The sequence below is a fragment of the Thioclava sp. ISO4 genome (assembly GCF_058105145.1).
This window is the reverse complement of sequence record NZ_CM176571.1, coordinates 978,268-1,002,640: the sequence shown is the minus strand read 5'-3', so window position 1 is coordinate 1,002,640 and position 24,373 is coordinate 978,268. Positions and strand designations below refer to the sequence as shown.

Annotated in this window: 25 protein-coding genes; 14 read left to right on the top strand and 11 right to left on the bottom strand. The window is 65.4% G+C overall.

What is annotated here, in order from left to right; all coding sequences use genetic code 11:
- Positions 1 to 109 precede the first annotated feature (109 nt).
- A complete protein-coding gene (locus tag AC2TZ7_RS05080) occupies positions 110 to 985 on the bottom strand; it encodes a DMT family transporter (protein ID WP_489866113.1) in 876 nt (291 codons plus the stop codon).
- Positions 978 to 1,652, bottom strand: coding sequence for a tRNA (5-methylaminomethyl-2-thiouridine)(34)-methyltransferase MnmC2 (gene mnmC2 / locus AC2TZ7_RS05075; RefSeq protein ID WP_489866112.1), 675 nt, complete (start codon positions 1,650 to 1,652; stop codon positions 978 to 980). The genes AC2TZ7_RS05080 and mnmC2 overlap by 8 nt, the downstream gene beginning before the upstream one ends.
- Before the next feature lie 49 nt (positions 1,653 to 1,701).
- Between mnmC2 and AC2TZ7_RS05070 the strand changes: the two genes are divergently transcribed.
- Positions 1,702 to 2,751 (top strand): NAD(P)/FAD-dependent oxidoreductase, encoded by a 1,050-nt coding sequence (locus AC2TZ7_RS05070; protein WP_489866111.1) that lies wholly within the window; start codon positions 1,702 to 1,704, stop codon positions 2,749 to 2,751.
- Positions 2,752 to 2,963: 212 nt separating this feature from the next.
- Here the strand turns inward: AC2TZ7_RS05070 and AC2TZ7_RS05065 are convergent, their stop codons facing one another.
- The 7 genes from AC2TZ7_RS05065 to AC2TZ7_RS05035 all read right to left on the bottom strand — a co-directional run bounded on the left by AC2TZ7_RS05065 (position 2,964) and on the right by AC2TZ7_RS05035 (position 10,053).
- Positions 2,964 to 3,707, bottom strand: a complete 744-nt coding sequence (locus AC2TZ7_RS05065; RefSeq protein WP_489866110.1) for a sterol desaturase family protein — start codon at positions 3,705 to 3,707, stop codon at positions 2,964 to 2,966.
- Positions 3,708 to 3,808: 101 nt separating this feature from the next.
- On the bottom strand, positions 3,809 to 4,225 hold the full coding sequence (locus AC2TZ7_RS05060) for a Na+/H+ antiporter subunit G (RefSeq protein WP_078540299.1): 417 nt from the start codon (positions 4,223 to 4,225) through the stop codon (positions 3,809 to 3,811).
- A 7-nt stretch (positions 4,226 to 4,232) separates the two neighbouring features.
- Positions 4,233 to 4,502, bottom strand: coding sequence for a K+/H+ antiporter subunit F (locus AC2TZ7_RS05055; protein ID WP_078522019.1), 270 nt, complete (start codon positions 4,500 to 4,502; stop codon positions 4,233 to 4,235).
- Positions 4,499 to 4,990: a Na+/H+ antiporter subunit E gene (locus AC2TZ7_RS05050; RefSeq protein ID WP_078522020.1), complete on the bottom strand. Its 492-nt coding sequence runs from the start codon at positions 4,988 to 4,990 to the stop codon at positions 4,499 to 4,501. Before AC2TZ7_RS05050 ends, AC2TZ7_RS05055 begins: the two co-directional genes overlap by 4 nt.
- A 13-nt stretch (positions 4,991 to 5,003) precedes the next feature.
- Positions 5,004 to 6,719, bottom strand: coding sequence for a monovalent cation/H+ antiporter subunit D (locus AC2TZ7_RS05045; protein WP_489866785.1), 1,716 nt, complete (start codon positions 6,717 to 6,719; stop codon positions 5,004 to 5,006).
- Complete coding sequence (locus tag AC2TZ7_RS05040) at positions 6,719 to 7,057, bottom strand: Na+/H+ antiporter subunit C (protein WP_078522021.1); 339 nt, start codon at positions 7,055 to 7,057, stop codon at positions 6,719 to 6,721. Before AC2TZ7_RS05040 ends, AC2TZ7_RS05045 begins: the two co-directional genes overlap by 1 nt.
- Positions 7,057 to 10,053, bottom strand: coding sequence for a monovalent cation/H+ antiporter subunit A (locus tag AC2TZ7_RS05035; RefSeq protein WP_489866109.1), 2,997 nt, complete (start codon positions 10,051 to 10,053; stop codon positions 7,057 to 7,059). The genes AC2TZ7_RS05040 and AC2TZ7_RS05035 overlap by 1 nt, the downstream gene beginning before the upstream one ends.
- A 415-nt stretch (positions 10,054 to 10,468) precedes the next feature.
- Here AC2TZ7_RS05035 and AC2TZ7_RS05030 point away from each other — a divergent pair, with 415 nt between their 5' ends.
- Genes AC2TZ7_RS05030 through AC2TZ7_RS05015 form a run of 4 tightly spaced genes read left to right on the top strand, consistent with a single transcriptional unit; the run spans position 10,469 to position 15,335 of the window.
- The gene (locus tag AC2TZ7_RS05030; RefSeq protein WP_489866108.1) at positions 10,469 to 12,121 is read left to right on the top strand and encodes an OpgD/OpgG family glucan biosynthesis protein; all 1,653 of its coding nucleotides are present in this window, start codon (positions 10,469 to 10,471) and stop codon (positions 12,119 to 12,121) included.
- Positions 12,118 to 12,330: a hypothetical protein gene (locus AC2TZ7_RS05025; RefSeq protein WP_489866107.1), complete on the top strand. Its 213-nt coding sequence runs from the start codon at positions 12,118 to 12,120 to the stop codon at positions 12,328 to 12,330. Before AC2TZ7_RS05030 ends, AC2TZ7_RS05025 begins: the two co-directional genes overlap by 4 nt.
- Position 12,331: 1 nt before the next feature.
- A complete protein-coding gene (gene mdoH / locus AC2TZ7_RS05020) occupies positions 12,332 to 14,146 on the top strand; it encodes a glucans biosynthesis glucosyltransferase MdoH (protein WP_489866106.1) in 1,815 nt (604 codons plus the stop codon).
- Positions 14,139 to 15,335 carry an OpgC family protein gene (locus tag AC2TZ7_RS05015; protein ID WP_489866105.1) on the top strand — a complete coding sequence of 399 codons (1,197 nt, stop codon included), beginning with the start codon at positions 14,139 to 14,141 and terminating at the stop codon, positions 15,333 to 15,335. Before mdoH ends, AC2TZ7_RS05015 begins: the two co-directional genes overlap by 8 nt.
- A 13-nt stretch (positions 15,336 to 15,348) precedes the next feature.
- On the opposite strand, the gene AC2TZ7_RS05010 is transcribed toward AC2TZ7_RS05015, so the two are convergent.
- The gene (locus AC2TZ7_RS05010) at positions 15,349 to 16,245 is read right to left on the bottom strand and encodes a LysR family transcriptional regulator (protein ID WP_078522028.1); all 897 of its coding nucleotides are present in this window, start codon (positions 16,243 to 16,245) and stop codon (positions 15,349 to 15,351) included.
- Positions 16,246 to 16,368: 123 nt separating this feature from the next.
- Between AC2TZ7_RS05010 and AC2TZ7_RS05005 the strand changes: the two genes are divergently transcribed.
- Positions 16,369 to 16,941: an FMN-dependent NADH-azoreductase gene (locus tag AC2TZ7_RS05005; RefSeq protein ID WP_489866104.1), complete on the top strand. Its 573-nt coding sequence runs from the start codon at positions 16,369 to 16,371 to the stop codon at positions 16,939 to 16,941.
- 76 nt (positions 16,942 to 17,017) lie between these two features.
- Here the strand turns inward: AC2TZ7_RS05005 and AC2TZ7_RS05000 are convergent, their stop codons facing one another.
- The gene (locus AC2TZ7_RS05000) at positions 17,018 to 18,085 is read right to left on the bottom strand and encodes a bifunctional transcriptional activator/DNA repair enzyme AdaA (protein ID WP_489866103.1); all 1,068 of its coding nucleotides are present in this window, start codon (positions 18,083 to 18,085) and stop codon (positions 17,018 to 17,020) included.
- A 259-nt stretch (positions 18,086 to 18,344) separates the two neighbouring features.
- On the opposite strand from AC2TZ7_RS05000, the gene ffh reads away from it, so the two are divergent.
- From ffh to rplS, 8 genes are all read left to right on the top strand, one after another.
- Positions 18,345 to 19,841, top strand: coding sequence for a signal recognition particle protein (gene ffh, locus AC2TZ7_RS04995; protein ID WP_489866102.1), 1,497 nt, complete (start codon positions 18,345 to 18,347; stop codon positions 19,839 to 19,841).
- Positions 19,838 to 20,389, top strand: coding sequence for a GNAT family N-acetyltransferase (locus AC2TZ7_RS04990; RefSeq protein ID WP_489866101.1), 552 nt, complete (start codon positions 19,838 to 19,840; stop codon positions 20,387 to 20,389). Before ffh ends, AC2TZ7_RS04990 begins: the two co-directional genes overlap by 4 nt.
- Positions 20,386 to 20,682 carry a chorismate mutase gene (locus tag AC2TZ7_RS04985; protein WP_078522032.1) on the top strand — a complete coding sequence of 99 codons (297 nt, stop codon included), beginning with the start codon at positions 20,386 to 20,388 and terminating at the stop codon, positions 20,680 to 20,682. Before AC2TZ7_RS04990 ends, AC2TZ7_RS04985 begins: the two co-directional genes overlap by 4 nt.
- A 45-nt stretch (positions 20,683 to 20,727) precedes the next feature.
- Positions 20,728 to 21,102, top strand: a complete 375-nt coding sequence (rpsP, locus tag AC2TZ7_RS04980) for a 30S ribosomal protein S16 (RefSeq protein WP_078540310.1) — start codon at positions 20,728 to 20,730, stop codon at positions 21,100 to 21,102.
- Positions 21,103 to 21,185: 83 nt separating this feature from the next.
- Positions 21,186 to 21,692, top strand: coding sequence for a ribosome maturation factor RimM (gene rimM, locus AC2TZ7_RS04975; RefSeq protein ID WP_098409829.1), 507 nt, complete (start codon positions 21,186 to 21,188; stop codon positions 21,690 to 21,692).
- 4 nt (positions 21,693 to 21,696) lie between these two features.
- Positions 21,697 to 22,512 (top strand): hypothetical protein, encoded by an 816-nt coding sequence (locus AC2TZ7_RS04970; protein WP_489866100.1) that lies wholly within the window; start codon positions 21,697 to 21,699, stop codon positions 22,510 to 22,512.
- Entirely contained in the window at positions 22,505 to 23,314 is an 810-nt protein-coding gene (gene trmD, locus AC2TZ7_RS04965; protein ID WP_489866099.1) for a tRNA (guanosine(37)-N1)-methyltransferase TrmD, read from the top strand. The genes AC2TZ7_RS04970 and trmD overlap by 8 nt, the downstream gene beginning before the upstream one ends.
- Before the next feature lie 673 nt (positions 23,315 to 23,987).
- On the top strand, positions 23,988 to 24,365 hold the full coding sequence (gene rplS, locus AC2TZ7_RS04960; protein WP_075775806.1) for a 50S ribosomal protein L19: 378 nt from the start codon (positions 23,988 to 23,990) through the stop codon (positions 24,363 to 24,365).
- Positions 24,366 to 24,373: the final 8 nt, after the last annotated feature.

Sequence of the window (24,373 nt, the reverse complement as noted above, 5' to 3'; positions counted from 1 at the left end):
GCGCGCGCCCCCCGTCGCCGCAGGTCGACAAATGAAAAGAGGAGAGGGGCGCCGCCCCTCGGCCTGACGGCCTCACCCCGGGATATTTGAACCAAGCCGAAAAAGGCGGTCACGCCCCTTCGGCCACCACCCGCGCGCGCCACAGGGTAAAGAGCCCCGCGCAGACCACGACGCCCGCGCCGATGACCACGTTCCATTCCAGCGACTCGCCGAAGACAACGACACCCAGCGTCGAAGCGAAGACCAGTTGCAGATAGGCGAAGGGCTGGATCGCCGAGGCCTCGGCCACCTCATAGGCCTTGATCAGCAGGAAATGCCCGGTCGCGGCAGTGAAGCACAGCACGACCATCCACGCCCAGTCCGACGCGATCATGTTCTCCCAGTGCCAGATGCCGACCGCCGTGATCACAAGCGCCCCGATCACGCCGGTGTAGAAGAAAGACACCGAGGCCGGATCGACGCGGCCCACATAGCGCGTCATCAGCGAGTAGAGCGCGAACAGCGTCGCCGCCGCCAGCGGGATCAGCGCATAGGGAGAGAACACACCGAAGCCGGGCTTGAGGATGATGAGCACCCCGATGAAGCCCACCCCGATCGCCGCCACGCGCCGCCAGCCGACCTTCTCGCCCAGCACCGGCCCGGAAAGACCCGCGACCAGCAGCGGGTAGCAGGCGAAGACCGCATGAGAATGGACGAGTCCGAGGTAGACGAAGGCCTGCACCATCACGATCACCTCGGTGATCAGGATGATCGAGCGGATCACCTGCGCCCAAGGCAAGCCCGAGCGGGTCGCCCGCTTGATCCCGCCGGGGCTGCGCGCCGCGATCACCAGCACGAAGGCGGCGAAGAACCAGAACCGCACCATGAGCGCCATGTAGACGTTATAGGTCTCGGCCAGATGGCGCGAGATGCCGTCCTGAAGCGCGAAGATGAAGGTCACCGCGACCATCAGCGCGATGCCGCGGCGGGTCGATTGTTCAACCATGTTTCACCCCGCGCGACATATGGCGTTTTCGCCCGAAGCCCGGGCTGCGGTTGACCTCGAAACCCGCGGCCTCGAGGGCGCGGCGCACGAAGCCTGCCGCCGTATAGGTCGCGAAGGAGCCGCCCGGCACCGTATGCGCACCTACCTCGGCCATAAGATCGTCGCCCCAAAGCTCGGGGTTTTTCGCGGGCGAAAACCCGTCGAGGAACCACGCATCGACTTTTCCTTCCCAAGCGGGAAGCGCCGTGCGCGCATCCCCCTCGATGATCTCCACCGCGACCGAACCGAGTTGAAACTGGCGCTGCCCCGCAGCCCAGGCTTCCAGATAAGGACCGGCCACGGGCGCGACCTCCGGAAATGCGTCCAGCGCCCGTGCGATCTCGTCGGCTTCCATCGGGTAGGCCTCGAAGGAGGTGAAGCGGATCGGGCAGTCCTCGGGACAGGCCAGCCGCAGCGCCAGCAGGTTCAGCCCCGTGCCGAAGCCCAGCTCGGCCACGTGAAAGCCGGGACGCAGCCGCGCGGGCAGATCATTGCCCGCCAGAAACACATGCCGCGTCTCGTCCAGACCGCCCGCAAGGCTGAAATAGGGATCGTCGAACCGCCGCGAGACCGGCACAAGGTCATCGCGCCAATCGAGATCGGCTTTGCTCTGGTCAGGGGCGTTCATCGGGGATAGTCCACAGTCTCCGGCCCAGCCTTGAAGCAGGAGGCGCGAAATGACAAGCGGCAGACACGACATAACCGTGCGCGGCGGCGGCATCTTCGGCCTCGCGATCGCGTATCAGGCAGCGAAGCGCGGCGCGAAGGTCCGCCTGATCGAACGCAGCCGCATCGGCGCGGGCAGCTCGGGCGGCCATGTCGGCGCGCTCGCCCCGCATGTGCCGGAGAACTGGAATCCCAAGAAGCAGTTCCAGTTCGAGAGCCTGCGCATGGCGGAAGCCTTCTGGGCCGACGTGCAGCGCATCGGCGGCGGCGATCCGGGCTATGCGCGTCTCGGGCGGCTGCAGCCGCTGGCGGATGAGGCGCAGATCGCACGCGCCAGGGAGCGAGCGGCAGGCGCGGCCGAGCTATGGCAGGGCTTCGCCACATGGCGCGTGGCCGAGGCCGCGGAATTCGGCGCCTTCGCGCCGCCCTCGCCCACCGGGCTCGTGATCCATGACACGCTCACGGCGCGCGCCAATCCGCGTGCCGCGGGGGCCGCGCTGGTCGCGGCGCTCAAAGCGATGGGCGCGGAGATCGTTATCGGCGAGGCCGAGGAGGTCGGCCCGGTCATCCACGCGACCGGCGCCGAAGGTCTGGCCGAGTTGAACGCGGTGGTCGGCAAAACCGTCGGCACCGGCGTGAAGGGCCAATCGGCGCTCTTCCGATACGCGGCTGGCGACGTGCCGCAGCTTTTCGCCGACAGCCTTCACATCATCCCGCATTCCGATGGAACGGTCGCGATCGGGTCGACCTCCGAGCGCGAATTCGATGCCCCCGACACGACAGATGCGCAGCTCGACGCGCTGATCGAGAAAGCCCGCGCGCTTTGCCCGCCGCTGACCGAGGCGCCGGTGATCGACCGTTGGGCCGGGGTGCGCCCGCGTGCCAAATCCCGCGCGCCGATGCTGGGTGATTGGCCCGACCGTCCGGGACATTTCATCGCCAATGGCGGGTTCAAGATCGGCTTCGGCATGGCGCCGAAAGTGGCCGAGGTGATGGTCGATCTGGTGCTGGAGGGACGTGACACGATCCCCGAAGGCTTCCGCGTGACCGACAACCTGTAAGGGGCTCCGCCCCCGGCCTGCGGCCTCCCCCGGGATATTTCTCCCAAGAGGAAGAAAAACGCCCGGCTCGAACCCGGTTGCGGGCGGCAGGCCGGGCGCTTCCCCTTGGGCGGCCATCGGCGTCCCCGCCTGTTCCGCGAGATCAGGGTCAGGCGATTCTGGTTACGGAAGGCTTAACTTCCTCTTGGCGGAAATATCCCGGGGGGCGCGCGTCAGCGCGCGGGGGCAACGCCCCCTCCGACATGACCTGCCCGCGAGACCTCTGCCTCGGTGATCCCGAAGCGCGGCGCGAATTTCTCCCGCGCCGCGATCAGGCGCGGATCGTCGGGGCGCAGGCCCAGTGTGCGGATGAACTCGACCCGGCTTTGCGTCTTGAGCTGATCGCGCGAAATCGCGGTGCCCATCAGACGGTCGATTACCTCGCCGCCTGCCGTGACGTGAAACCATTTCGAGAAGTCGCGGAAATGGTGCTGGTTGTGCAGCGTCGAGACATGGCGCTCGATCGCGGTCTTCTTCACGGTGACATGGGCGGTGGTGTGGAACCATTCATAGGCGAGGAAGGTCGCAGCGCCCCCAAGCGGCACGACGGCCACGGCGATATCGAACGCATAAGGCACGCCGATCAGCGACAGCACCGCCCAAAGGAGCGCGGTATTGCCCACGAGCACCGGCACGATCACCGAGAGCGGCGCGAACAGAAGCGGCCAGCAGGTCGGGAATTCGTGGTGGCCATAATGCACCCGGTAAAGCCAGTTGAAGGCCCATTGCCGCTTCGGCGGCGCCATGTGGAAGATGTAGCGGTGGAGCCCGTATTCGTTGAGCATCTGCGCCGGGATCCCCAGCAGCGCGACCGCCCAGAGCCACCAAGGCCCCTGCGCGATCCAATAGGCCGCCGCGGCGACGACTGCGATCATCACCCAGATCGACAGATGGGACAGCATCAGCCGCATCCGCATCGCGAAAATCTCCCGAAATCTCCTCCGGGGATCAGCCTGCCACGGGTTACGCGCGCGTCAAAGCGTTTCGCAACGTCAGGGAGCGTCAGTCGTTCTCGTCGTCAGTCGTTCTCGTGCGGGATGTTCTTTTCCCGCTCGACCGCCAGTTCGCCCTTCGAGGTATCGGCATCGGCCGTGTGCACCGCCCAGTCGCCCTCGCCTGCGGGCTTCGGCAGTTTCTCGGCCGGCCAGTCGCGGAAGATATTGGCCTTCGAGATGAAATGCGCGGTGATCGGGGCCGTCAGGAAAATGAAGATGGTGACCATCAGCTCGTGCAGGGTCACGTGGCCCTGCTTCACCGCGAACCAGACCATCGAGGCGATCAGGATCGCGCCCACGCCCAGCGTTGCGGCCTTGGTCGGCGCGTGCAGGCGGGTCATCGGGTCGGGCAGTTTGACCAGCCCGAAGCTGCCGACGAGGCCGAAAATGCCGCCGATCACGAGCAGCGCGGAAATCAGGATGTCCCAGAACAGTTCCATCACGCCCTCACTCGATAATGTCGCCGCGCAGGATAAACTTGGCGAAGGAGACCGTCGCCACGAAGCCCGTCATTGCGTAAAGGATCGACGCCTCGAAGAAGAGCGCCGTGCCCTCCCAGATGCCGAACAGCACGATCATCGCGATCGCGTTGATCGCCATCGTGTCGAGCGCGAGAACCCGGTCGGTCACGCCCGGCGCCTTGACGACCCGGTAGAGGTTGAACAGCAGCGCCAGCGAATAGCAGGCGATGGCGAAGATCAGGGCATAGGTGATCATTCGAAAATCTCCTTCAGGCGGGCCTCGTAACGGGACTTGATCTCGTCGCGCACCTCATCGGCATCGGGCGCATGCAGCGCGTGGACCAGCAGCGAGTGACCGTCGGCGGCCAGTTCCGCCGTCAGCGTCCCGGGCGTCATCGTGATCGTGCCCGCCAGCACCGTCACCGCCTCGGGCGTGACGATATCGAGCGGCACCGTGACCCAGGCGGGGTGCAGTTTGGAATTGGGCATGAAGAGCACGATCTTCGCCACGGTGATATTCGCGACGATGATATCCCAGATCACGATGAAGATGTACTCGATGATCTTCAGCGGCTTCGCGAAACGCGGGCGCGCGGGCCAGTAGGGCGCGGTGATCCACGGGATCACGAGGCCTACGAGGATCGCGAAGACCAGCGAATTGAGCGTGTAGCTATTGGCCAGCATCAGCCAGACCATCACCAGCGTGACGGTCAGGTAGGGGTGGGGAAGGATCTTGCGGATCATCTCTTTGCTCCCCTCAATGCGCCGCGGCGGGGGCGTCCTGCCCCGTCTCGGTTCCGGCGTGGGTGTCGGCCTGATCGGCGGGCGGAGCGTCGGCATGCGGGTCCGCGGCACTGGCCTCGCCGCCATGCGCTTCCTCGGCCTGCATTTCCTCGCTCACTTCCATATGGCCATGCTCATGCGCCCCGATGCGTGCCGCCTCCTGCGCGCGCTCTTCCGCGCCGGCGAGAACCGCGTCGATATATTGCGACGGCGTGAAGAGCTGCGCGGAGGTGCCCTGCAGCCAGGTGCTCGCAGGTCCGGCCAGCGCGGTCAGCGCCACCGACCCGGCCAGCAGGATACCGGTCGCGGTAAAGGCGAGGCCCGGCGAACTCGCATCCTTTGGCGCGGGCGGCAGATCGTCTTCCTCGGCCTCGACCGCGTAGGAGCGCCAGAACACCTGACTACCCGCACGGGCATAGCCCACGATGGCGATCAGCGAGGTCACCAGAACCGTCGCCCAAAGCGCCCATTGGCCGCGCGTCGCATCGAGGATCATCAGCTTGCCGAGGAAGCCCGAGAGCGGCGGCATCCCGGCCATCGCGATCGCGCCCATGAAGAACATGCCCGCCATCAGCCCGTGGTTCTTCATCAGCGGCGCATCGGTGAAGCCGAGCCCCCAGCGCCCGCGCCGCTCGCGCACGAGATCGGCGATCAGGAACATCGCCCCGGCGATCAGCGTCGAGTGGATCATGTAGTAAAGACCCGCCGTGGTCGCACCTTGGGTGAACTGCGCAAATGCCAGCATCATCGTCCCGACCGAGCCGATCACCGCATAGGCGACCGTGCGGCCCATATCGCGGGCGCCGAGAATGCCGATCATCCCGATCGCTATCGTCAGGAAGGCCGAAGGCAGCAGGATGTCATGGGCAAGCGTGCCGATCGTGCCGGTGATCGGGAAGATCAGCGTGTAGACGCGGACGATCGCATAGGTGCCGACCTTGGTCATGATCGCAAACAGCGCCGCCACCGGGCCGGGTGCATTGGTGTAGGTCGCGGGTAGCCAGAATTGCAGCGGCACCAGCGCGGCCTTGACCGCGAAGACCAACATCAGAAGCGCCGCACCGACCTTGATCAGTGCCGTCTGCTCGGATGGCATCTGCGCCACCTTCACCGCCAGATCCGCCATATTGAGCGTACCTGCCGTCGCGTAGATCGTCCCCAGCGCGAAGAGGAACAGCGTCGAGCCCGCGAGGTTGTAGACCACATATTGCACGCCCGATTTCAGCCGTGCGCGGCCGCCGCCATGGATCATCAGACCATAGGAGGCGATCAGCAGAACCTCGAAGAAGACGAACAAGTTGAACGCATCGCCCGTCAGGAAGGCGCCGTTGATCCCCATCATCTGGAACTGCATCAGCGAGTGGAAATGCCAGCCGCGTTTGTCCCAGCCCGAACCGATCGCATAGAGCACGATCACGAGGCCGAGGATCGAGGTCAGCAGCAGCATCAGCGCGGACAGCCGGTCGAGGACCAGCACGATGCCGTAGGGCGGCTCCCAGTTGCCGAGGCGATAGACCTCGGGCGGGCCCATCGAGGCCGAGACCATCAGCACGATGGCCAGCACCAGAAGCGCCGACATGCCGAGGATCGAGGCCACGCGCTGCGTGACCAGATCGTAGCGCATCCACAGCACGATCAGCGGCGCAAGCATCGCCGGGATCAGGACGGGCGCGATGATCCAATGCTCCATCATTGGCCGTCCTCCTCTTCCTCGAGGTCGATGCGGTCATTGCCCGCCTCGATGAAGGCGCCAAGCGCGAGCATCACCACGACCGCGGTCATCCCGAAGGAGATCACGATCGCGGTCAGGACCAGCGCCTGCGGGATCGGGTCGGTATAGGAGGTCACGCCGTCGCGCAGGATCGGCGGCTGGTTGATCACCAGACGACCGGTGGCGAACAGGAACACGTTCACCGCGTAGGACAGCAGCGACATGCCCACCACCACGGGGAAGGTGCGCAGACGCAGGATCATGTAGATGCCGGCGGCGGTCAGCACGCCGATGGCCGATGCAACGAGCACTTCCATCAGTGATCGCCCCCGTTGGTCTTCTTGTTCTCGTGCACGGTGTCACGCTCGTTCTGGGTGGCTTCGCGCGCGGCGCGGGCGGTCTTCCACCAGCGGCGCGGCACTTTGGCTTCGGGCGGATAGGGCCCGGCCGAGAGCGGCGCGAGCACGCGGGCCTCGGGCTTCTCGGCCGCGATATGCGCGCCCTCTTCGCCGCCTTCCTCGCCCATCGCGGCGCGGCGCGCGAGGCGGCTCAGCCCGCCAAGCGCCAGCATCACCGAGCCGACGACGCCGAGGAACACGCCGAGGTCGAAGCCCGCAGCGGTCGCCAGTTCGAACTTGTCGAGGCCGGGCAGTTTCACATAGCCGAAATCGGAGGTCAGGAAGGGCATGTCGTTGAAGAACGCCCCGGCCCCGGTGATCCCGGCCACCAGCACGCCCGACGCGATCAGCACGTGGTAATAGACCTTCTGGCGCGCCTGCGTCCATGCAAAGCCCGAGGCCATGTATTGCGTCACCAGCGCGATCGCGACCACGAGACCGGCGATGAAGCCGCCGCCGGGCTCATTGTGGCCACGCAGGAAGATATAGAGCCCCACGACCAGCGCGATCGGCATCATCACCCGCGTCACGATCAGCAACATCAGCGGGTGCTTGTCGCCGCCACGCGGCACGTCGGGGCGCCATGCGATCAGCTTGCGCGAGGACGCCCCCTGCAGCAGCGCCTCGGTCAGCGCGAAGATCACCAGCGCGGCGATGCCCAGCACCGTGATCTCGCCGAACGTATCGTAGCCACGGAAGTCCACGAGGATCACGTTCACCACGTTATCCCCGCCCGCGAGGTTGTAGCTGTTGTCGAGCATGTAGCCGGACATCGTCGGGAAGGCGAAATCGCGGGTCAGCAGCGCGTAGATCAGCCCCGAGACCGCGACGCCCGCCGCGACCGAAAGCCCCACGTCGAAGCCGATCTTCATCCGGCTGGATTCGATCGAGGTGATCTTGGGCAGGAAGTTCAGCGCCAGGAGCATCAGCACCGTCGTCACGATCTCGACCGAGATCTGCGTCAGCGCGAGGTCGGGCGCCGAGAGGAAGATGAAGGAGATCGAGACGGTCAGGCCGACGATCCCGATCAGCACCAGCGCGAGGATGCGGTTGTGATGGAAGGCGACGATACAGATCGTGGCCGTCAACAGCAGCAGCCACGAGGTCACCGCCGCGCCGTTCACCGGCGTCAGCGCACGGGTCTGCGGCCCCAGCGTGCCGCTCATGAAGGCGTAGAGCCCCACCCCGACCGCGGTAATCGTGAACAACATCAGGTAACGCGCCATCGCGCCGGTATGCAGCCCCTGCGTGATCCACGCGGCAAGGCTCTGCACCTTCGCGACCACCCAGTCGAACATCACCTTGGCCTCGGGGCGCGGAGTGGCGTCCCAGATGCGCTGGAACGGGCGATGCGCGGCGAGCAGAGCGATACCGCCGGTGACGGCAATGGCCGACATGATCAGCGCGGGCGTGACGCCGTGCCAGATCTTCAGCTCGTGCATGTGATAGCCGCCACCGACGACCGCATTGGTCGCCATCTGGACATAGCCGCCCGCCACCGCCATCGGGAACAGACCGATCGCGATCACGAGGAAAGACAGGAAAGCCGGGCTGATCCACATGCCGAAGGGCGGATCATGCGGCGTCTTCGGCAGGTCCTGCGGCGGCGGGCCGAAGAAGCCGTGGCTGATGAAGCGGAAGGCGTAGGTGGCCGAGAACAGCGCCGCGATGGTGGCCAGCGCCGGGATCAGCCAGCTATTGTCGAGCCACTTCGTATGCGCGGCGGCTTCCAGCATCATCTCTTTCGAGAGGAACCCGTTGAAGAAGGGGATACCGGCCATCGACAGCGCCGCGATGGTCGCGATCACGAAGGTGATCGGCATCAGCTTGCGCAGCCCCGAAATGCGGGTGAGGTCACGCGTGCCCGCCTCGTGATCGACGATGCCCGCCGACATGAACAGCGCCGCCTTGAAGGTCGCGTGGTTGATGATGTGGAACACGGCGGCCAGCGCCCCGGCCTCGGTGCCCAGACCCAGCATGAAGGTGATGAGCCCCAGATGCGAGACGGTCGAGAAGGCCAGCAGCGCCTTCATGTCGTGTTTGAAGATCGCGATCTTCGCGGCGATCAGCATGGTGATCAGGCCGACGCTCGCGACGATATAGAACCATTCCGGCGTGCCCGAGAGCACCGGCCACATCCGCGCCATCAGGAACAGCCCCGCCTTCACCATCGTGGCAGAGTGCAGATAGGCCGAGACGGGCGTCGGCGCCGCCATCGCGTGCGGCAGCCAGAAATGGAACGGGAACTGCGCGGATTTCGTGAACGCGCCGCCGAGGATCAGCAGCAGCGCCGGGATGTAATAGGGGCTCGCCTGAATGGCGTCCTTGTGCTGCAGGATTTCCGAGATGTCGTAGCTGCCCGCGATATTGCCGAGGATCAGCATCCCCGCAATCATCGACAGGCCGCCCAGACCGGTCACGGTCAGCGCCATACGCGCGCCCTGACGGCCCGCAGGCAGGTGCTTCCAATAGCCGATGAGCAGGAAGGAACTAAGCGAGGTCAGCTCCCAGAAGATCAGCAAAAGCAGGATATTGTCGGACAGCACGATGCCCACCATCGCGCCCTGGAACAGCAGCAAGTAGGTGTAGAACTGACCGACCGGGTCCTTGTTCGACAGGTAGAATCGCGCATAGAGGATGATCAGCAGCCCGATCCCGAGGATCAGCGTCGCGAACAGCATCCCCAGACCGTCGATCCAGAAATTCACGTTCAGGCCCAGCCAGGGCAGCCAGTCGATCTTGGTCTCGACGACACCGCCTGCCATCACGGTCGGCAGGTTTAGCAACAACCCGAGCAGCGCCAACCCCGTGAACAGGGCCGAAACCGCGGCGGCATTGGTGCGTCCGGTGCGGATAAGGATCGACGGCATGGCTGCGCCCAGGAAGGGCAAAGCGGCGATCAAGGCAGGCGACATCTTCTCTCCGGTCCGTTCTTTGGCGGGCCTTGGGGCGATGGATGCGACCGCACTCTCCCCCGCGCAAGCATTACTTTACCTGCGCACAGGGGGCATGTCTGTCAAGCTTCGCGACGGCGTTTCCTGAGTAGAATCGCAAGGCATTGTGCGGAGGCCGCCTCAAAGCGGCCGCGATCGCCCCCTCTCCCGCCATTTTGCACATGCGGCATTCTGCGGCGAAAATGTCGCTGAATCGGCGGGAAATCGCGCTTTTCGATGCATGGATGGGCGATGTTATGCGAGAATCGCATGGCTCGACCCTGTCCGCCCGATGGGCCTCGCTTACCCTCTTGCAGTTTTTCCAGGCATGTGGCTATGAAAATTGCAGCACGGCGGTTTTTCTCCGTGCGAAGCGACTGTAATCGCAGGGAAACAGATGCCTAATCCCCGCACTGTGCAAGTGCCCCATTTCTCCCGCCGACAGCTCCTCGCCGCCGGTTCCGCTTTTGGCGCGCTCGCTGCCACGGGGGGCTGGCCCGGCCATGCGCTCGCGCAAGATAGCGCCCCCGCAGCCGACCCCGCCTCCGCGCCAGCCTCGCCCCCTGCCGCACCGCAGAAATCGCCGTTTTCCTTCGACGATCTCGCGGCGCGGATGCAGAAGGCCGCGAAGGGCGACGCCGTGCCGCCCGAGACCAGCTCGGCCGATTTCCTGAGCAAGCTGGACTACGACAGCTACCGGATGATCCGCTTCGACCCGGACAAGTCGCGCTTCGAGAATATCGAAGACACGCGCTTCGAGTTGCAGGCTTTCCATCTGGGCTGGCTGTTTAAAGAGCCGGTGCATCTCGCCAGCATCGAGAACGGGCAAGCGAGCCCGATGACCTTCTCGACCGACGATTTCATCTACCAGAGCAAAGCCCGCAAGATCGTCCCCGAACATGCGCCCCTGCCCGGCGTCGCAGGCTTCCGCCTGCACAGCCCGATCAACCGCCCCGATGTCATGGACGAGCTGATCGCGTTTCAGGGCGCCTCCTACTTCCGCGCGCTCGGGCGCGGGTCGGCCTATGGCCTCTCGGCGCGCGGGCTTGCGGTCAACACCGGCATCTCGGTCGCCGAGGAATTCCCGCGCTTCACTCAGTTCTGGGTCGAGACCCCGGCCTCGGGCGCGACCTCGATCACCGTCTTCGCCGAGATGCATTCGGCCTCGCTGACGGGGGCCTACAAATTCGTCATCACCCCGGGCGAGGCGACCTCGGTCGACGTGACCGCGCGGCTCTTCATCCGCGAGGACATCCAGCAGCTTGGCGTCGCGCCGCTCACCTCGATGTTCCTCTACGGGCCGCGCAACCGGCATAATTTCGACGATTATCGCCCGCGCGTGCATGACAGCGACGGGTTGGCGATCGAGCAGGCCGACGGCGACAAGCTGTGGCGGCCGCTGCAGAATCCCGACAAGCTCGCCTCCTCCTATTTCGCCGAGAGCGCGCCGAAGAGCTTCGGCCTCTATCAGCGCGAGCGCGACTTCGATCACTATCAGGACGCCTCGGCCCGTTACGAGCGCCGTCCGTCGGTCCGCGTGACGCCGCAGGGCGACTGGGGCAAGGGCATGGTTCGGCTGGTCGAGATCCCCTCGAAACTCGAGGTGAACGACAATATCGTCGCCTTCTGGGTGCCCGAGGCCCCGGCAAAAGCAGGCGATGCGCTGGAATTCGCCTATCGGCTGGAATGGGGCGATCTGCCCCCCGATCCGAGCGATCAGCGCGCCTATGTCGACCAGACCTGGGCCGGGACCGGCGGTGTCTCGGGTGTCGAGAACACCAAGGGAACCCGGAAATTCGTCATTGATTTCAAGGGCGGAGAGATTGCGGGCCTGCCAGCCTCGGCTGTCGACGAGATCAAGCCGGTCACCCACGCGAACAAGGGCAAGATCGAAACGCAGACCCTTTCGAAGGTCGAACAGGACAATGTCTGGCGTCTCGTTCTGGATATTTCCGCCGATGGCGACGCGCCCGTGGAACTCTCTGCCACTCTTGCTGGTTTTGGACGGAACCTCTCCGAGACCTGGCTCTACCAGTGGACCAAAACATGATTTCACATTTGACGCTGCCGGAAGTGCCGGCGCTGACCGACCAGCCGCGCGCCCAGCGCCGGCTGTCGCCCGAAGACCTGATCGACGGCCCCGCTGCGCTGCCGGTGGCCCCCATGGCCATGCCTGCGCAACAGATCGAACCCGATCTTCGGCTGAGTACCCGGCTCGCCCGGATGCTGACCCGCCGCCCGGTCGGGGAAGGCACCTGACATGTCCGCGCTCGCGCGTCCTCGCGGCGCATTGCTGATCGGCCTGCGCGCTCTCGCGCTCGGGCTGGCGGCGCTTGCGGGTATCGGGGCTTTCGTTCTGTTCATCCAGTTCGGGCAGGCCGATGGCTTGCAGACGCTCGACGTGGTGCGCGCGCTTCTGATCCTGATCTCGACGCTGTGGCTCGCCTGGGGCGCGGTGCAGGCGCTGATCGGGCTAACCTCGCGCGCCGAGCCGCCGCCGCGGGTGGACCCGCATGCGCGCATCCAAGGCCGCACGGTCGTGCTGGTGCCGGTCTATAACGAAGACCCGGTCTCCACCTTCTCGCGCGTGGCCGCGATGGATGCCTCGCTCGCCGCGACCGGCGACGACGCGGAGGTGCATTTCGCGATCCTCTCGGACACCCGCAAGGACGACATCGCCCAGCGCGAGGTGCAGGTCTTCGCCCATCTCGTGGAAGAGCGTGACGCGCTTGGCCGGTTCTTCTATCGCCGCCGCACCAACAACGTCGGCAAGAAGGCCGGCAATATCGAGGATTTCATCACCCGTTCCGGCGCGGCTTATGATTTCGCGCTGATCCTCGATGCCGACAGCCTGATGGAAGGCGAGACAATCCTGCAGATGATCCGCCGGATCGAGGCCGAGCCGCGCCTAGGTCTGCTGCAGACCCTGCCGAAAGTGGTGCGGGGAAGCTCGCGCTTCGCCCGTGCGATGCAATTCTCGGCCAGCTTCTTCTCACCCGTCTTCGCCCGTGGCCTCGCGATGCTGCAGGGCAGGACCGGCCCGTTCTGGGGCCACAACGCCATCGTGCGCACCCGCGCCTTCGCCGAAAGCTGCGGCCTGCCCGCGCTGAAAGGGCAGCCGCCCTTCGGCGGGCATGTTATGAGCCACGACTATGTCGAGGCAGCCCTTCTCGCACGCAACGGCTGGCTCGTGCGGCTCGACGACGATCTGGAAGGGTCCTTCGAGGAAGGCCCGGAGAATATCGTCGATCACGCCAAGCGCGACCGCCGCTGGTGTCAGGGCAATCTGCAGCACGCGCGCATCATCGGCGCGCCCGGGCTGCGCGGCTGGTCGCGGTTCGTCTTTGCGCAAGGCATCATGGCCTATATCGCGCCGCTGTTCTGGCTGGGCTTTCTCGTGGCCTCGGTCGCGGCGCCCCTGTTCGTGCCGCCGCCGGATTACTTCCCCGAGCCCTATTGGCCTTTCCCCTATTTCCCGCCGTCAGAGGCCTCGAAAGCGATCGGCCTCGCCATCGGCATCTTCGGGCTTCTGCTGGTGCCGAAATTGCTGATCGCGGCGCGTGCGGCGATGAACGGCACCGCGCGGGGCTTCGGCGGCGGCAACATCGCCTTCGCTTCGACGCTGAGCGAATTGCTGTTTTCCTCGCTCACGGCCCCGGTGCTGCTGGCCTTCGCCACGCGTTCGGTCTTTCAGGTGCTGTTCGGCGCGGATGGCGGCTGGCCCACCAACAACCGCGGCGACGGACGGCTGAGCGTGGCCGACGGGTTCAACGCGGCGTGGTGGATCGTCGCCATCGGTGCTGCGGGCCTTGCCGTCACATGGTGGCTCGCGCCGGGTCTGCTGTTCTGGCTGCTGCCGGTGGGTCTGCCGATGATCGCAGCGCCTTGGCTGATCTCGTGGTCGTCGCAGCCCTCGGCCTCGCAGCTGATGCTGGTGCCGAGCGAGATCGAGACGCCCCGCATCCTGCGTCTGCACGATGCGATCTTCACCCGCTGGGAAAACGCTTTCCCGGCCCCCGAGGGCGACCGCGCCGGTTTCGCGGACGCCCCTCACCGGAGCCCCGCACATGCGTAACATTGCGCTGATGAAACCCGGGCGCGACCTGCGGATCGACCTGTTCCGCGGTCTCGCGCTGGTGATGATCTATATCGATCACATCCCCGGCAATCTCTACGAGCATTTCACTTCCCGCAATCTGGGCTTCTCGGATGCGGCGGAGGGCTTCGTCTTCATGTCCGGTCTCGCCGCCGCGCTGGCTTACGGTCCGGCGCTGGCGAAGGGACTGAGCTGGGAAGGCACCTCGCGGCTCTGGGGCCGGGCGTGGCTTCTCTACCTCGTGCATATCCTGACCGCCGTCTGGGCGATCGCGATCGTCTCGGCCGCCGTGCAATTCTGGGGCAACGAGGCGATGCTGTCGAAGAATGCGATGAAGATCTATGGCACCGACCCGTTCGGCTTCCTGATCGGGATCGCGACGCTGGGCCACCAGCTGGGCTATGTGAACATCCTGCCGATGTATATGGCGCTCCTGTTGATGGCGCCCGCGCTGATCCGGATCGGCCAGCGCAGCAAATTGGCATTGCTGGCGACCTCGGTCGGGCTTTGGGTGGCGACGGGGCTGTTCCGGCTGAATCTGCCGAACTACCCGATGGAAGGCGGCTGGTTCTTCAATCCGCTGGCGTGGCAACTGGTGTTCAGCCTCGGAATCCTGACCGGGCTGTCGCTGCGCCAAGGCAAGCGGCTCGTGCCTGTGAAAGGCTGGATCATCGCCCTCGCGGCGGGCTGGCTGGCGCTGACTTTCGTGTGGGTTCACAACGGCTGGATGCTGAAGAATTTCGGCCACGCGGTCTCGCAGCTGCGCCAATGGAACGTGCCCTTCTTCATCGCGGGCTTCGACAAGACCTTCGTGTCGCTGCCACGCCTGTCGCACCTGCTGGCGCTCGCCTACATCCTGTCGCTGCCGGGGATCATCCCGCGCATCGCCAAGGCGCGCGTGCTGGAGCCCATCCGGATGCTGGGCCGTCACTCGCTGCCGATCTTCGCGCTCGGCACGGTGCTGGCGATCGCGGGCCAGACGGTGAAGCAGGTGCATCCCGGCGGAATTTGGCAGGACAGCGTGCTGATCTTCGGCGGGCTCGCGCTGCAATTCGCCTTCGCCTACGGGCGCGACAATTTCGGCGCGAAGGCCGTGGCGCGACGCCGGAAGGCACGCGAAGAGGCCGCGCCCGCGTCGCCCCCGGTGCAGCTGCACGCAGCCGAATAGCTCAGCTCTTGAGTCAGCTCAGGATCAGACCGTCCGAGCGTGCCGCCTGTTCCTTGATCGCCTTCACGGCGGCCTGAACCTTCGGCGTGCGGTGCAGATCGACATGGGTCACCAGCCACAGGTTGGTGTCCCAGGTCTCGTAGGGCTTCACCACCTCTTCGAGCGTCGGATCGGCGCGACCCATCGGCACGGTCAGGAAGCCCAAACCAAGCCCCGCCTTGATCGCATCGACCTGGCTCTCATGCTCGTTCGCGCGGAACACGACCTGCTCGTCCGGCACGTTGTCACGCAGCCAGCGATAGAACGGAGCGCGGCTGTCGCGGTTGTCGTTCGAGACGAAGCGATGTTTGGCGAGCTCTTCCTTGGAGCGCGGAATTCCGAAGCGCTCGACATAGGCGTGGCTCGCATAGAGCGCGTTCTGCATCCGGCCCAGCGACTGCACCACGTTGTCGGGCTCGGTCGGGCGGTTGCCGGCGCGGATCGCGACATGCGCCTCGCCATATTCCAGCCGGAACACGCGCTGATCGGTGAGATAGCGCAGACGCAGCCCGGAATATTCGCCCAACAGCTTTTCCATCGCGGGCAGGACAAGCACCGAAACCGCGGTCAGCGAGGTCACGATCAATTCGCCCGTGACTTCGTCGCCCGCGCCTGCGATCCGGGCGGCGAGCTGGCTGAACTGGTCCTCGGTCGCCTGCCCCACGGAGAGCAATTGCTGCCCCGCTTCGGTCGGCGTGTAGCCCCGCGGATGGCGCTGGAACAGCTTGGTGCCCAGCTTGTCCTCCAAGGCATCGACATGGCGGATCACCGTCGCGTGGTGAACGCCCAAAACCTCTGCCGCCCCCGAGACGGTGCCGATGCGCGCCACGTGGAAAGCGGTGCGGATTTCATCCCAACTGTCAAAGCTCATGCTGTGCATCCGTGAACATAATCTGCTCGATCATGCCCGTTGCGTTCTGGATTGCAAGAGACAAGTAAGGGTCAGACCGAAATTCACGACCCCACATCGAACACGTTTTACGGAGTCCTCCCCATGACTAAGACCCTTCGTATCGACAGCTCCATCAAAGGCGACGCGTCGATCTCCAAACGCCTCACCGACAAGATCGTCGAGCGGCTCGGCGGCGACGTCACCACCCGCGATGCGACCACCATTCCCACCATCGACGGAGCATGGATCGGCGCAGCCTACACCCCCGCCGACCAGCGCAGCGACGAGCAGAAAGAGCTGCTCGCCCTGTCCGACGAGCTGATCGCGGAAGTGAAAGCCGCCGACACGATCGTCATCGGTTGCGGCGTTTACAACTTCGGCGTCACCGGCCCGCTCAAGCACTGGATCGACATGGTGTGCCGCGTGGGCGAGACCTTCCGCTACACCGAGGCAGGCCCTGAAGGCCTCGCCGGTCCGAAGCGCGTCATCATCGCCTATTCCTCGGGCGGCGTGCCGCAGGGCTCCGCCTTCGATTTCGCGACGCCCTACATCAAGCAGGTTCTGGGCTTCATCGGCATCACCGACGTGACCGTGGTGGCAGCCGAGGGCGTGAACCTCGACGAGGCCGCCGCGATCGCCAAGGCCGAAGAGCAAATCATTCACCTCGCGGCCTGATCCGCTCAAGCCTGCAAAGACGTTCCCTACCTCCCCCGACTGGCCCCGTGGATAACACCGCGGGGCCTTTTCTGTCTCAACCGGGATGATCGGCGCGCCGATAGGCCTGCTCGATCTCGATCAGGCGCTGCTTGCGCCAAAGCCCGCCGCCATATCCCGTCAGCGAACCATCGGCGCCGATCACCCGGTGGCAGGGCACGACGAGCGCGGTCTGGTTCGCACCATTGGCCCGCGCCACCGCCCGCACAGCCGAAGGCCGCCCGATCGCCGCCGCGATCTGCCCATAGCTGCGGGTCTGCCCGGCGGGGATGCGCTGCAACTCGGCCCAGACCGCCTGCGAGAACGCGCTTCCCGCCTGCGCCAGCGGCGTATCGAACCGCGCCGAGCGCCCGGCGAAATAGGCGGCGAGCTCCGTCTCGATCTGATCGGTCGGCGCGAAGCGTCCGAGACCCAGGTCCCCTTTCGCATCCTCGCGCAGCCGCGCAAGCTCTGCGGGCAGCCCCTTCCGCTCAACGAATTCCAGCAGGTGCAGGTGCCGCTCGCTCGCCACCGCGATCATGTCGCCCAGCGGTGTCGCGATCCAGTCGGCGCGCAGCACGCCCCCCTGCCGCAACGCGGCTGGCGGACAGCCCAGCAAGCCCGCGAAGGCGCGCCGGAAGGCGCTGGCGGAGTCGAAGCGCGCCTCATGCTGCGCGGAGATCACCTTTTGCCCCTCGGCCAGACTGCCGAACCCCTCGCGCAACCGCCGCTGCCGCGCCATTTCCAGGAATGTCATTCCGAACTGCCGCTTGAAGCTGCGGCGCACCGTGGACAGGTCGAACCCCATCCGCGCGATGTCTTCCTCGCGCCAGCGTCGCCCCGGATCGGCCTCGAGCGCCGCCAGAAGCGTGCCGATGGCAGGATCGGCTTGCGCGGCGGGACCAAGGGGGTGGCAGCGTTTACAAGGCCGGAACCCGGCGGCGATACACGCCCCGACGGTGTCGTGAAAACTGCAATTCTCCGGGCGTGGCTTGCGCGCAGGACAGGTCAGCCGACAGAAGATGCCGGTCGTCGCGACACAGACATAGGCCTGCCCGTCGAACCGGGCATCGCGGGCGAGAAGCGCCTGATAAAGCGTATCGTGATCGGGCAGGTCAAACAGCATGGCGCGACATTACCACTCCCGCAGCACCCCGCCGCCGAAAAACGGGCGGCGATTTCACTTTGCCAACTGGCGAGGCAGGCGGGCGCAAAGCCCCTGTCGCGGTTGACTCGGCGGGGCCTTTGTCATAGTTCACGCGAGATTTCCCCGGAGGACGAATCCCTCCGGTCCCGGCATGAGGTCGGGATCGCCACCAGTCAGCGCGTTGCGCCCACTGGTGCGCTTGTCGTTTGTCCCGGCCCCAATCACAGGAGGGTGACCCATGTTCGAAAGTCTATCAGAGCGCCTAGGTGGCGTCTTCGACCGGCTGACCAAACAAGGTGCGCTTTCCGCCGATGACGTGAAAACGGCCATGCGCGAAGTACGCGTCGCGCTTCTCGAAGCCGACGTTTCGCTGCCGGTCGCCCGCCAGTTCATCAAATCGGTCGAGGGCAAGGCCACTGGTGCCGCTGTCACCAAATCGGTCACGCCGGGCCAGCAGGTCGTGAAGATCGTCCATGACGAGCTGATCAAGATGCTCGCGGGCGAAGAGGCCGCCGATGCGCTGAAGATCGACAACCCGCCCGCGCCGATCCTGATGGTCGGTCTGCAGGGTTCGGGTAAGACCACCACCACCGCCAAGCTCGCCAAGCGTCTCAAGGACCGCGAAGGCAAGCGCGTGCTGATGGCCTCGCTCGACACCAACCGCCCGGCGGCAATGGAGCAGCTGCAGATCCTCGGCACCCAGATCGGTGTCGACACGCTGCCGATCGTGAAGGGCGAGAGCGCCGTGCAGATCGCCAAGCGCGCGAAGCAGCAGGCGACGCTCGGCGGCTATGACGTCTACATGCTCGACACCGCGGGCCGTCTGCATATCGACGAAGTGCTGATGGACGAGGTTCAGGCGGTGCGCGATGTCGCGAACCCGCGTGAGACGCTCCTCGTCGTCGATGGCCTGACCGGTCAGGACGCGGTGAACGTCGCGACCGAGTTCGACGAGAAGGTCGGCGTCTCGGGCGTCGTGCTGACCCGGATGGACGGCGACGGTCGCGGCGGTGCGGCGCTCTCGATGCGCGCGGTTACCGGCAAGCCGATCCGCTTCGTCGGTCTGGGCGAGAAGATGGACGCGCTCGAAACCTTCGAGGCCGAGCGTATCGCGGGCCGCATCCTCGGCATGGGCGATATCGTCGCCCTCGTGGAGCGCGCGCAGGAGACGCTGGAACAGGAACAGGCGGAGCGCATGGCCAAGCGCTTCCAGAAGGGCCTGTTCAACATGAACGACATGAAGAACCAGCTCGATCAGATGATCAAGATGGGCGGGATGCAGGGCGTCATGGGGATGATGCCGGGCATGTCGAAATACGCCAAGCAGGCCGAAGATGCGGGCCTGAACGACAAGACAATCACCCACCAGATCGCGCTCATCAACTCGATGACCAAGAAAGAGCGCGCCAACCCGCAGATCCTTCAGGCGAGCCGCAAGAAGCGCATCGCGGCGGGCGCGGGTCTGGAGGTCTCCGACCTCAACAAGCTGCTGAAGATGCATCGCCAGATGTCCGACTCGATGAAGAAGATGGCCAAGATGGGCAAGGGCGGCATGATGAAACAGGCGATGAAGATGATGGGCGGCAAGGGCGGCACGCCGGACCTGGCCAACATGGACCCCGCCGAGGTCGAGGCCGCGGCGAAGGCGATGGGCGGCAAGCTGCCCCCGGGTGGCCTGGGTGGTCTGGGCGGCGCGCTGCCGCCGGGCCTGTCGGGCTTCGGCAAGAAGAAGTGATCGAGGTGACCGTCGCGCTCTCCCCCACCCCTGTTCTCGAGACCGAGCGTCTCGTGCTCCGCGCCCCGAAGGCCGCGGATTGGGCGGCATGGCGCGATTTCTACATGTCCGAGCGCAGCCACTGGTTCCGCCCGGTGAAGGACCCGACCCCGGAGGACGCCTGGCGCAGTTTTGCTGCAATCACCGGCCATTGGGTTCTGCGCGGCTGGGGCATGTTCGTGATGACCGAGCGCGGCTCGGATCAGGGCTTCGGCGCGCTCGGCCCCTGGATGCCCGAAAGCTGGCCCGAGGCCGAGATCGCCTGGTCGGTCTGGAGCGCCGAGGCCGAGGGCAAGGGCTACGTGGCCGAGGCTGCGCGCGCGGTGATCGCACATGCGTTCCGCGACCTGAACTGGTCCACCGCCGTCAGCTACATCGACCCGAACAACACCCGTTCGACCGCGCTGGCCGAGCGTCTGGGCGCGCGCCCCGACCCGCAGGCCGCCTATCCCGGGGAGCCGCCGATCGTGGTCTGGCGTCACCCCGCACCGAAGGAGGCCGCCGCATGAGCGATGCAACCACCCGTGCCGCCGAGCTTCTCAAGGAGCATCGCGACAGCATCGACCGGCTCGATGCGGTGATGATCTACACGCTGGCCGAACGCTTCGCCCAGACGCAGGCCGTCGGCAAGCTGAAGGCAGAGCACGACCTTCCGCCCTCCGATCCCGATCGGGAGGCCAAGCAGATCGCCCGGCTCGAAAAGCTGGCGAGCGATTCCGGGCTCGACCCGGAATTCGCGAAGAAGTTCCTCAATTTCGTGATTTCGGAAGTGATCCGGCATCACGAGAAATTCCAGAAATGACGGGCCATCCGGCCCATCACCAGCCATCCAAAGGAGACAACTGACATGGCTATGAAAATCCGCCTCGCTCGTGGGGGTTCCAAGAAGCGTCCGTTCTATTCGATCGTCGCAACCGACTCGCGCATGCCGCGTGACGGTCGCTTCCTCGAGAAGCTGGGCACCTACAACCCGCTGCTGCCGAAAGACAGCGAAGACCGCGTGAAAATGAACATCGAGCGCGTGAAGTACTGGCTCGACCAAGGCGCGCAGCCGACCGACCGCATCGCGCGCTTCCTCGAAGCCGCTGGCGAGCGCAGCAAGCCGACCCGCGCCAACATGAAGAAAGCCGTTCCGGGCAAGAAAGCCCAGGAGCGCGCCGAGCAGCGTGCCGCCAAGGCCGCCGAGGCGAACGCCGCTGAAGAAGCACCCGCCGAAGAATAATCGGCAGCTATGGATGGCTGGCGGGCCGGGCGCGATATGCGCCCGGCCCCTGCCCCATCCGATCTAGCACAGAGGACCGCATCATGACCCAACCCGAACGCGTCTGCGTGGGTGCCATTGCCGGAGCTTTCGGCGTGCAGGGCGAAGTGCGCCTCAAGAGTTTCTGCGCCGAACCCGAGGATATCGTGGGCTACGCCCCGCTTTATACCGAAGACGGCGCGCGCCAGTTCGACGTGACGCTGACGCGGGGCCTGAAAAACGGGCTTGGCGCGCGACTGTCGGGCGTGGCCACGAAGGAAGAGGCCGATGCGCTGCGTGGCGTGACCCTCTGGGCCGACCGCGACAAGCTGCCCTCGCTTCCTGACGACGAATTCTACCATGCCGACCTGATCGGGCTGACGGTGGTCGATACCGGCGGCGCCAAGATCGGCACCGTGCGCGCGGTCCATAATCATGGCGCGGGCGACATTCTCGAAATCTACGCGCCCGGGCGCAAACAGGCGCTGCTGCTGCCCTTCACCAAGGCCATCGTGCCGACCGTGGACCTCGCCGCGCAGCGTATCGTCGCCGACCCGCCCGAGGATCTGTAATCGGATGCGCGTGATCGTCCATCCGGGCTTTCACAAGACCGGAACCTCCACGATCCAGACCGGACTGCGCGAAGCCAGCGCCCATTTGCCAGATTGGGTGATCGCGCTGCGCGAGGATATTCCCGACGCAGCCGCCGCCGCCCGCGCCTATTCGCTGACCCGCGATCCGATGGAGCTGGGGCTTTACCAAGCCGCACTCGCCAATTGGGCCGATGCCCTTCCCGAAGACACAACCCAGGCCGTGATCTCGATCGAAGGGCTCGCAGGCCATATGCCGGGCCGCGATGGCGTGCTGGACTATTCCGCAACGCCCGCCCTGATGGGCGCGCTGGCCGAGGTCTTCCGCGCGAAATACGAAGACGCGCTGGAGTTGCAGCTCTTCCTGACCACCCGCGAAAAGACCGCGTGGATCGAGAGCCTGCATTGGCAGCATGTGCGCAGCGGCATGTTGACGGACACGCTCGACAGCTTCCGCACCCGGCTGTCGGGCTTCGACCTCGCCCCTGTTCTGCGCGAGATCGTGAGCACTGTGGACCCCGCCCCAGTGACATGGGTGATGCTCGACGAAGCCCGCGACAATCCCCACGGCCCGCTGACACCGCTCCTCGATCTGATGGGCGTCCCCCCCGAGGCGCGCGCGTCTCTGGGCCTCGGGATCACGGCCAATGCACGCCCGCGGAGGGTGGACCGGGCGGCGCTGGCCGACCAACTCGCCGCAATCAACGCGGAAGGGTTGCCACGCGAGGCCACAAAAGAGAAAAAGCGCGCCATATTGCGAGCCGCATGGCGCGAAGAGGCAGAGGCGAAATCCGATGAGTGACGACAAACCCAAGCTCGCGACCAAGTCGCATGGCCGCCTGACGATCTCGCCGACGCGCAAGCCCAGCTCACTGATGGACGAGCCGCCGCGGCTGAAGGGCGCGTGGACCGCAAAGATCGTCACGCTCTTCCCCGAAGCCTTCCCCGGCACGCTGGGCCTGAGCCTTCTGGGCCGCGCCCGCGATCTGGGCCTTTGGGCGCTGGAGACGGTCGACCTGCGCCCGTTCGGCATCGGCAAGCACCGCAATGTGGACGACACCCCCGCCGGCGGCGGCGCGGGGATGGTGCTGCGCGCCGATGTGGTGGGCGAGGCGCTCAAGCAGGCCGCCCACGGCACGCCGGATGACCGTGCGCGCTGGCCGGTCGTCTATCTCTCGCCGCGCGGCAAGCCCTTGACGCAGGAGATGGCGCGCCGCTTTGCCGAGGCCGATGGCATGACGCTTCTCTGCGGGCGGTTCGAAGGCGTGGACGAGCGTGTGCTGGAACATTTCGGCGTCGAGGAAGTCTCGATCGGCGATTTCGTCCTGACGGGTGGCGAGGTGGCCGCCCAAGTGCTGATCGACGCCACCGTGCGGCTTCTTCCGGGCGTGCTGGGCAATGCGGAGAGCGCGGTCGAGGAAAGCCATTCCAGCGGGCTGCTGGAGCATCCCCAATACACCCGCCCCGCCGAATGGGAAGGCCGCTCGATCCCCGAGGTGCTGACCTCGGGCAACCACAAGAAGATCGAAGACTGGCGCCGCGAGATGAGCGAAAAACTCACGCAGGACCGGCGGCCGGATCTGTGGGAGAAGCGTGGAGAGTGAGGGCCCGTTGAAGGCCAAGGTGCACCTAGAAGCCTCGCGCCCCTTGGCTCAACACTTGGAATCTAGACCTAAATACAGACATTATCGGTCCGGCTTTGTGTAATCCGAAGCGTAGATTTTTTCCCGATTTCCTGACATTTCAACTCCGCCGCCTCTGGCGTCATTAGATCACCGGTGGCTGTCGAGCCTATTATCACAGGGCCGGAGTTCAGGGATGGCGTACAACCGACCGCTGCGATTGGTAGCACGCATACAAGCAAGATAAGTCCTTTTGATTGCACTGTATGTTCCTCCCGGCTTCTGTTTGCTTTCCAATCAGATTTTCGCAGGCGCCTCGGTCCGTCGAACCTCAGGTTCTCAAATGATACCAGATGTTCGCCTCGTCCGCATAGCGAACCTCGCCACCCCCACTTCCCCCTTGCCACATTGGTCATTTCCCCGTAATACGCGCGGGTCCGGACCGGAATCGGCCCTCGGACCCTTTTGCTGTTGCCCGGCGGAGCCTTCTTCGGTCCGCGTCACGGCACCGGCGAAGGGCGCAAAAAGCGAAAGACGACCTGAAATCTCCCGCGGGCGCGACCCTGAAAAGGCGACCGGACCCGATGAAGACGCGGAGCTCTGAGGCGGCGAAACCTTCACGGGACAAACCGTGAGCATGTGAAAGGACGTTGCGATGAACCTGATCGCACAGCTCGAGGCGGAACAGATCGCCGAGCTCAACAAGACCATCCCGGATTTCAAAGCCGGTGACACCATTCGCGTCGGCTACAAAGTGACCGAAGGCACCCGTTCGCGCGTGCAGGCCTATGAAGGCGTCTGCATCTCGCGCAAGGGCGGCGACACGCTGGCGGCTTCGTTCACCGTGCGCAAGATCTCCTTCGGCGAAGGCGTGGAGCGTGTGTTCCCGCTCTATTCGACCAACATCGACTCGATCGAAGTCGTCCGCCGTGGCCGCGTGCGTCGCGCCAAGCTGTACTACCTGCGCGCACGTCGCGGTAAGTCGGCTCGTATCGCCGAAGACACCCACTACAAGCCCAAAGCTGCGAAATAAGGAGCGGG

Coding starts and splice junctions, on each gene's coding strand:
- mnmC2 (WP_489866112.1), bottom strand. CDS start 1,652: ATGAACGCCCCTGACCAGAGCAAAGCCGATCTCGATTGGCGCGATGAC.
- AC2TZ7_RS05070 (WP_489866111.1), top strand. CDS start 1,702: ATGACAAGCGGCAGACACGACATAACCGTGCGCGGCGGCGGCATCTTC.
- AC2TZ7_RS05010 (WP_078522028.1), bottom strand. CDS start 16,245: ATGAGCTTTGACAGTTGGGATGAAATCCGCACCGCTTTCCACGTGGCG.
- AC2TZ7_RS05065 (WP_489866110.1), bottom strand. CDS start 3,707: ATGCGGATGCGGCTGATGCTGTCCCATCTGTCGATCTGGGTGATGATC.
- trmD (WP_489866099.1), top strand. CDS start 22,505: ATGAGTGACGACAAACCCAAGCTCGCGACCAAGTCGCATGGCCGCCTG.
- AC2TZ7_RS05035 (WP_489866109.1), bottom strand. CDS start 10,053: ATGTCGCCTGCCTTGATCGCCGCTTTGCCCTTCCTGGGCGCAGCCATG.
- rpsP (WP_078540310.1), top strand. CDS start 20,728: ATGGCTATGAAAATCCGCCTCGCTCGTGGGGGTTCCAAGAAGCGTCCG.
- AC2TZ7_RS05025 (WP_489866107.1), top strand. CDS start 12,118: ATGATTTCACATTTGACGCTGCCGGAAGTGCCGGCGCTGACCGACCAG.
- AC2TZ7_RS05055 (WP_078522019.1), bottom strand. CDS start 4,502: ATGATCACCTATGCCCTGATCTTCGCCATCGCCTGCTATTCGCTGGCG.
- mdoH (WP_489866106.1), top strand. CDS start 12,332: ATGTCCGCGCTCGCGCGTCCTCGCGGCGCATTGCTGATCGGCCTGCGC.
- AC2TZ7_RS05040 (WP_078522021.1), bottom strand. CDS start 7,057: ATGGAAGTGCTCGTTGCATCGGCCATCGGCGTGCTGACCGCCGCCGGC.
- ffh (WP_489866102.1), top strand. CDS start 18,345: ATGTTCGAAAGTCTATCAGAGCGCCTAGGTGGCGTCTTCGACCGGCTG.
- AC2TZ7_RS05045 (WP_489866785.1), bottom strand. CDS start 6,719: ATGGAGCATTGGATCATCGCGCCCGTCCTGATCCCGGCGATGCTTGCG.
- AC2TZ7_RS05030 (WP_489866108.1), top strand. CDS start 10,469: ATGCCTAATCCCCGCACTGTGCAAGTGCCCCATTTCTCCCGCCGACAG.
- rimM (WP_098409829.1), top strand. CDS start 21,186: ATGACCCAACCCGAACGCGTCTGCGTGGGTGCCATTGCCGGAGCTTTC.
- AC2TZ7_RS04985 (WP_078522032.1), top strand. CDS start 20,386: ATGAGCGATGCAACCACCCGTGCCGCCGAGCTTCTCAAGGAGCATCGC.
- AC2TZ7_RS05080 (WP_489866113.1), bottom strand. CDS start 985: ATGGTTGAACAATCGACCCGCCGCGGCATCGCGCTGATGGTCGCGGTG.
- AC2TZ7_RS05015 (WP_489866105.1), top strand. CDS start 14,139: ATGCGTAACATTGCGCTGATGAAACCCGGGCGCGACCTGCGGATCGAC.
- AC2TZ7_RS04970 (WP_489866100.1), top strand. CDS start 21,697: ATGCGCGTGATCGTCCATCCGGGCTTTCACAAGACCGGAACCTCCACG.
- AC2TZ7_RS05060 (WP_078540299.1), bottom strand. CDS start 4,225: ATGGAACTGTTCTGGGACATCCTGATTTCCGCGCTGCTCGTGATCGGC.
- AC2TZ7_RS05000 (WP_489866103.1), bottom strand. CDS start 18,085: ATGCTGTTTGACCTGCCCGATCACGATACGCTTTATCAGGCGCTTCTC.
- rplS (WP_075775806.1), top strand. CDS start 23,988: ATGAACCTGATCGCACAGCTCGAGGCGGAACAGATCGCCGAGCTCAAC.
- AC2TZ7_RS05005 (WP_489866104.1), top strand. CDS start 16,369: ATGACTAAGACCCTTCGTATCGACAGCTCCATCAAAGGCGACGCGTCG.
- AC2TZ7_RS05050 (WP_078522020.1), bottom strand. CDS start 4,990: ATGATCCGCAAGATCCTTCCCCACCCCTACCTGACCGTCACGCTGGTG.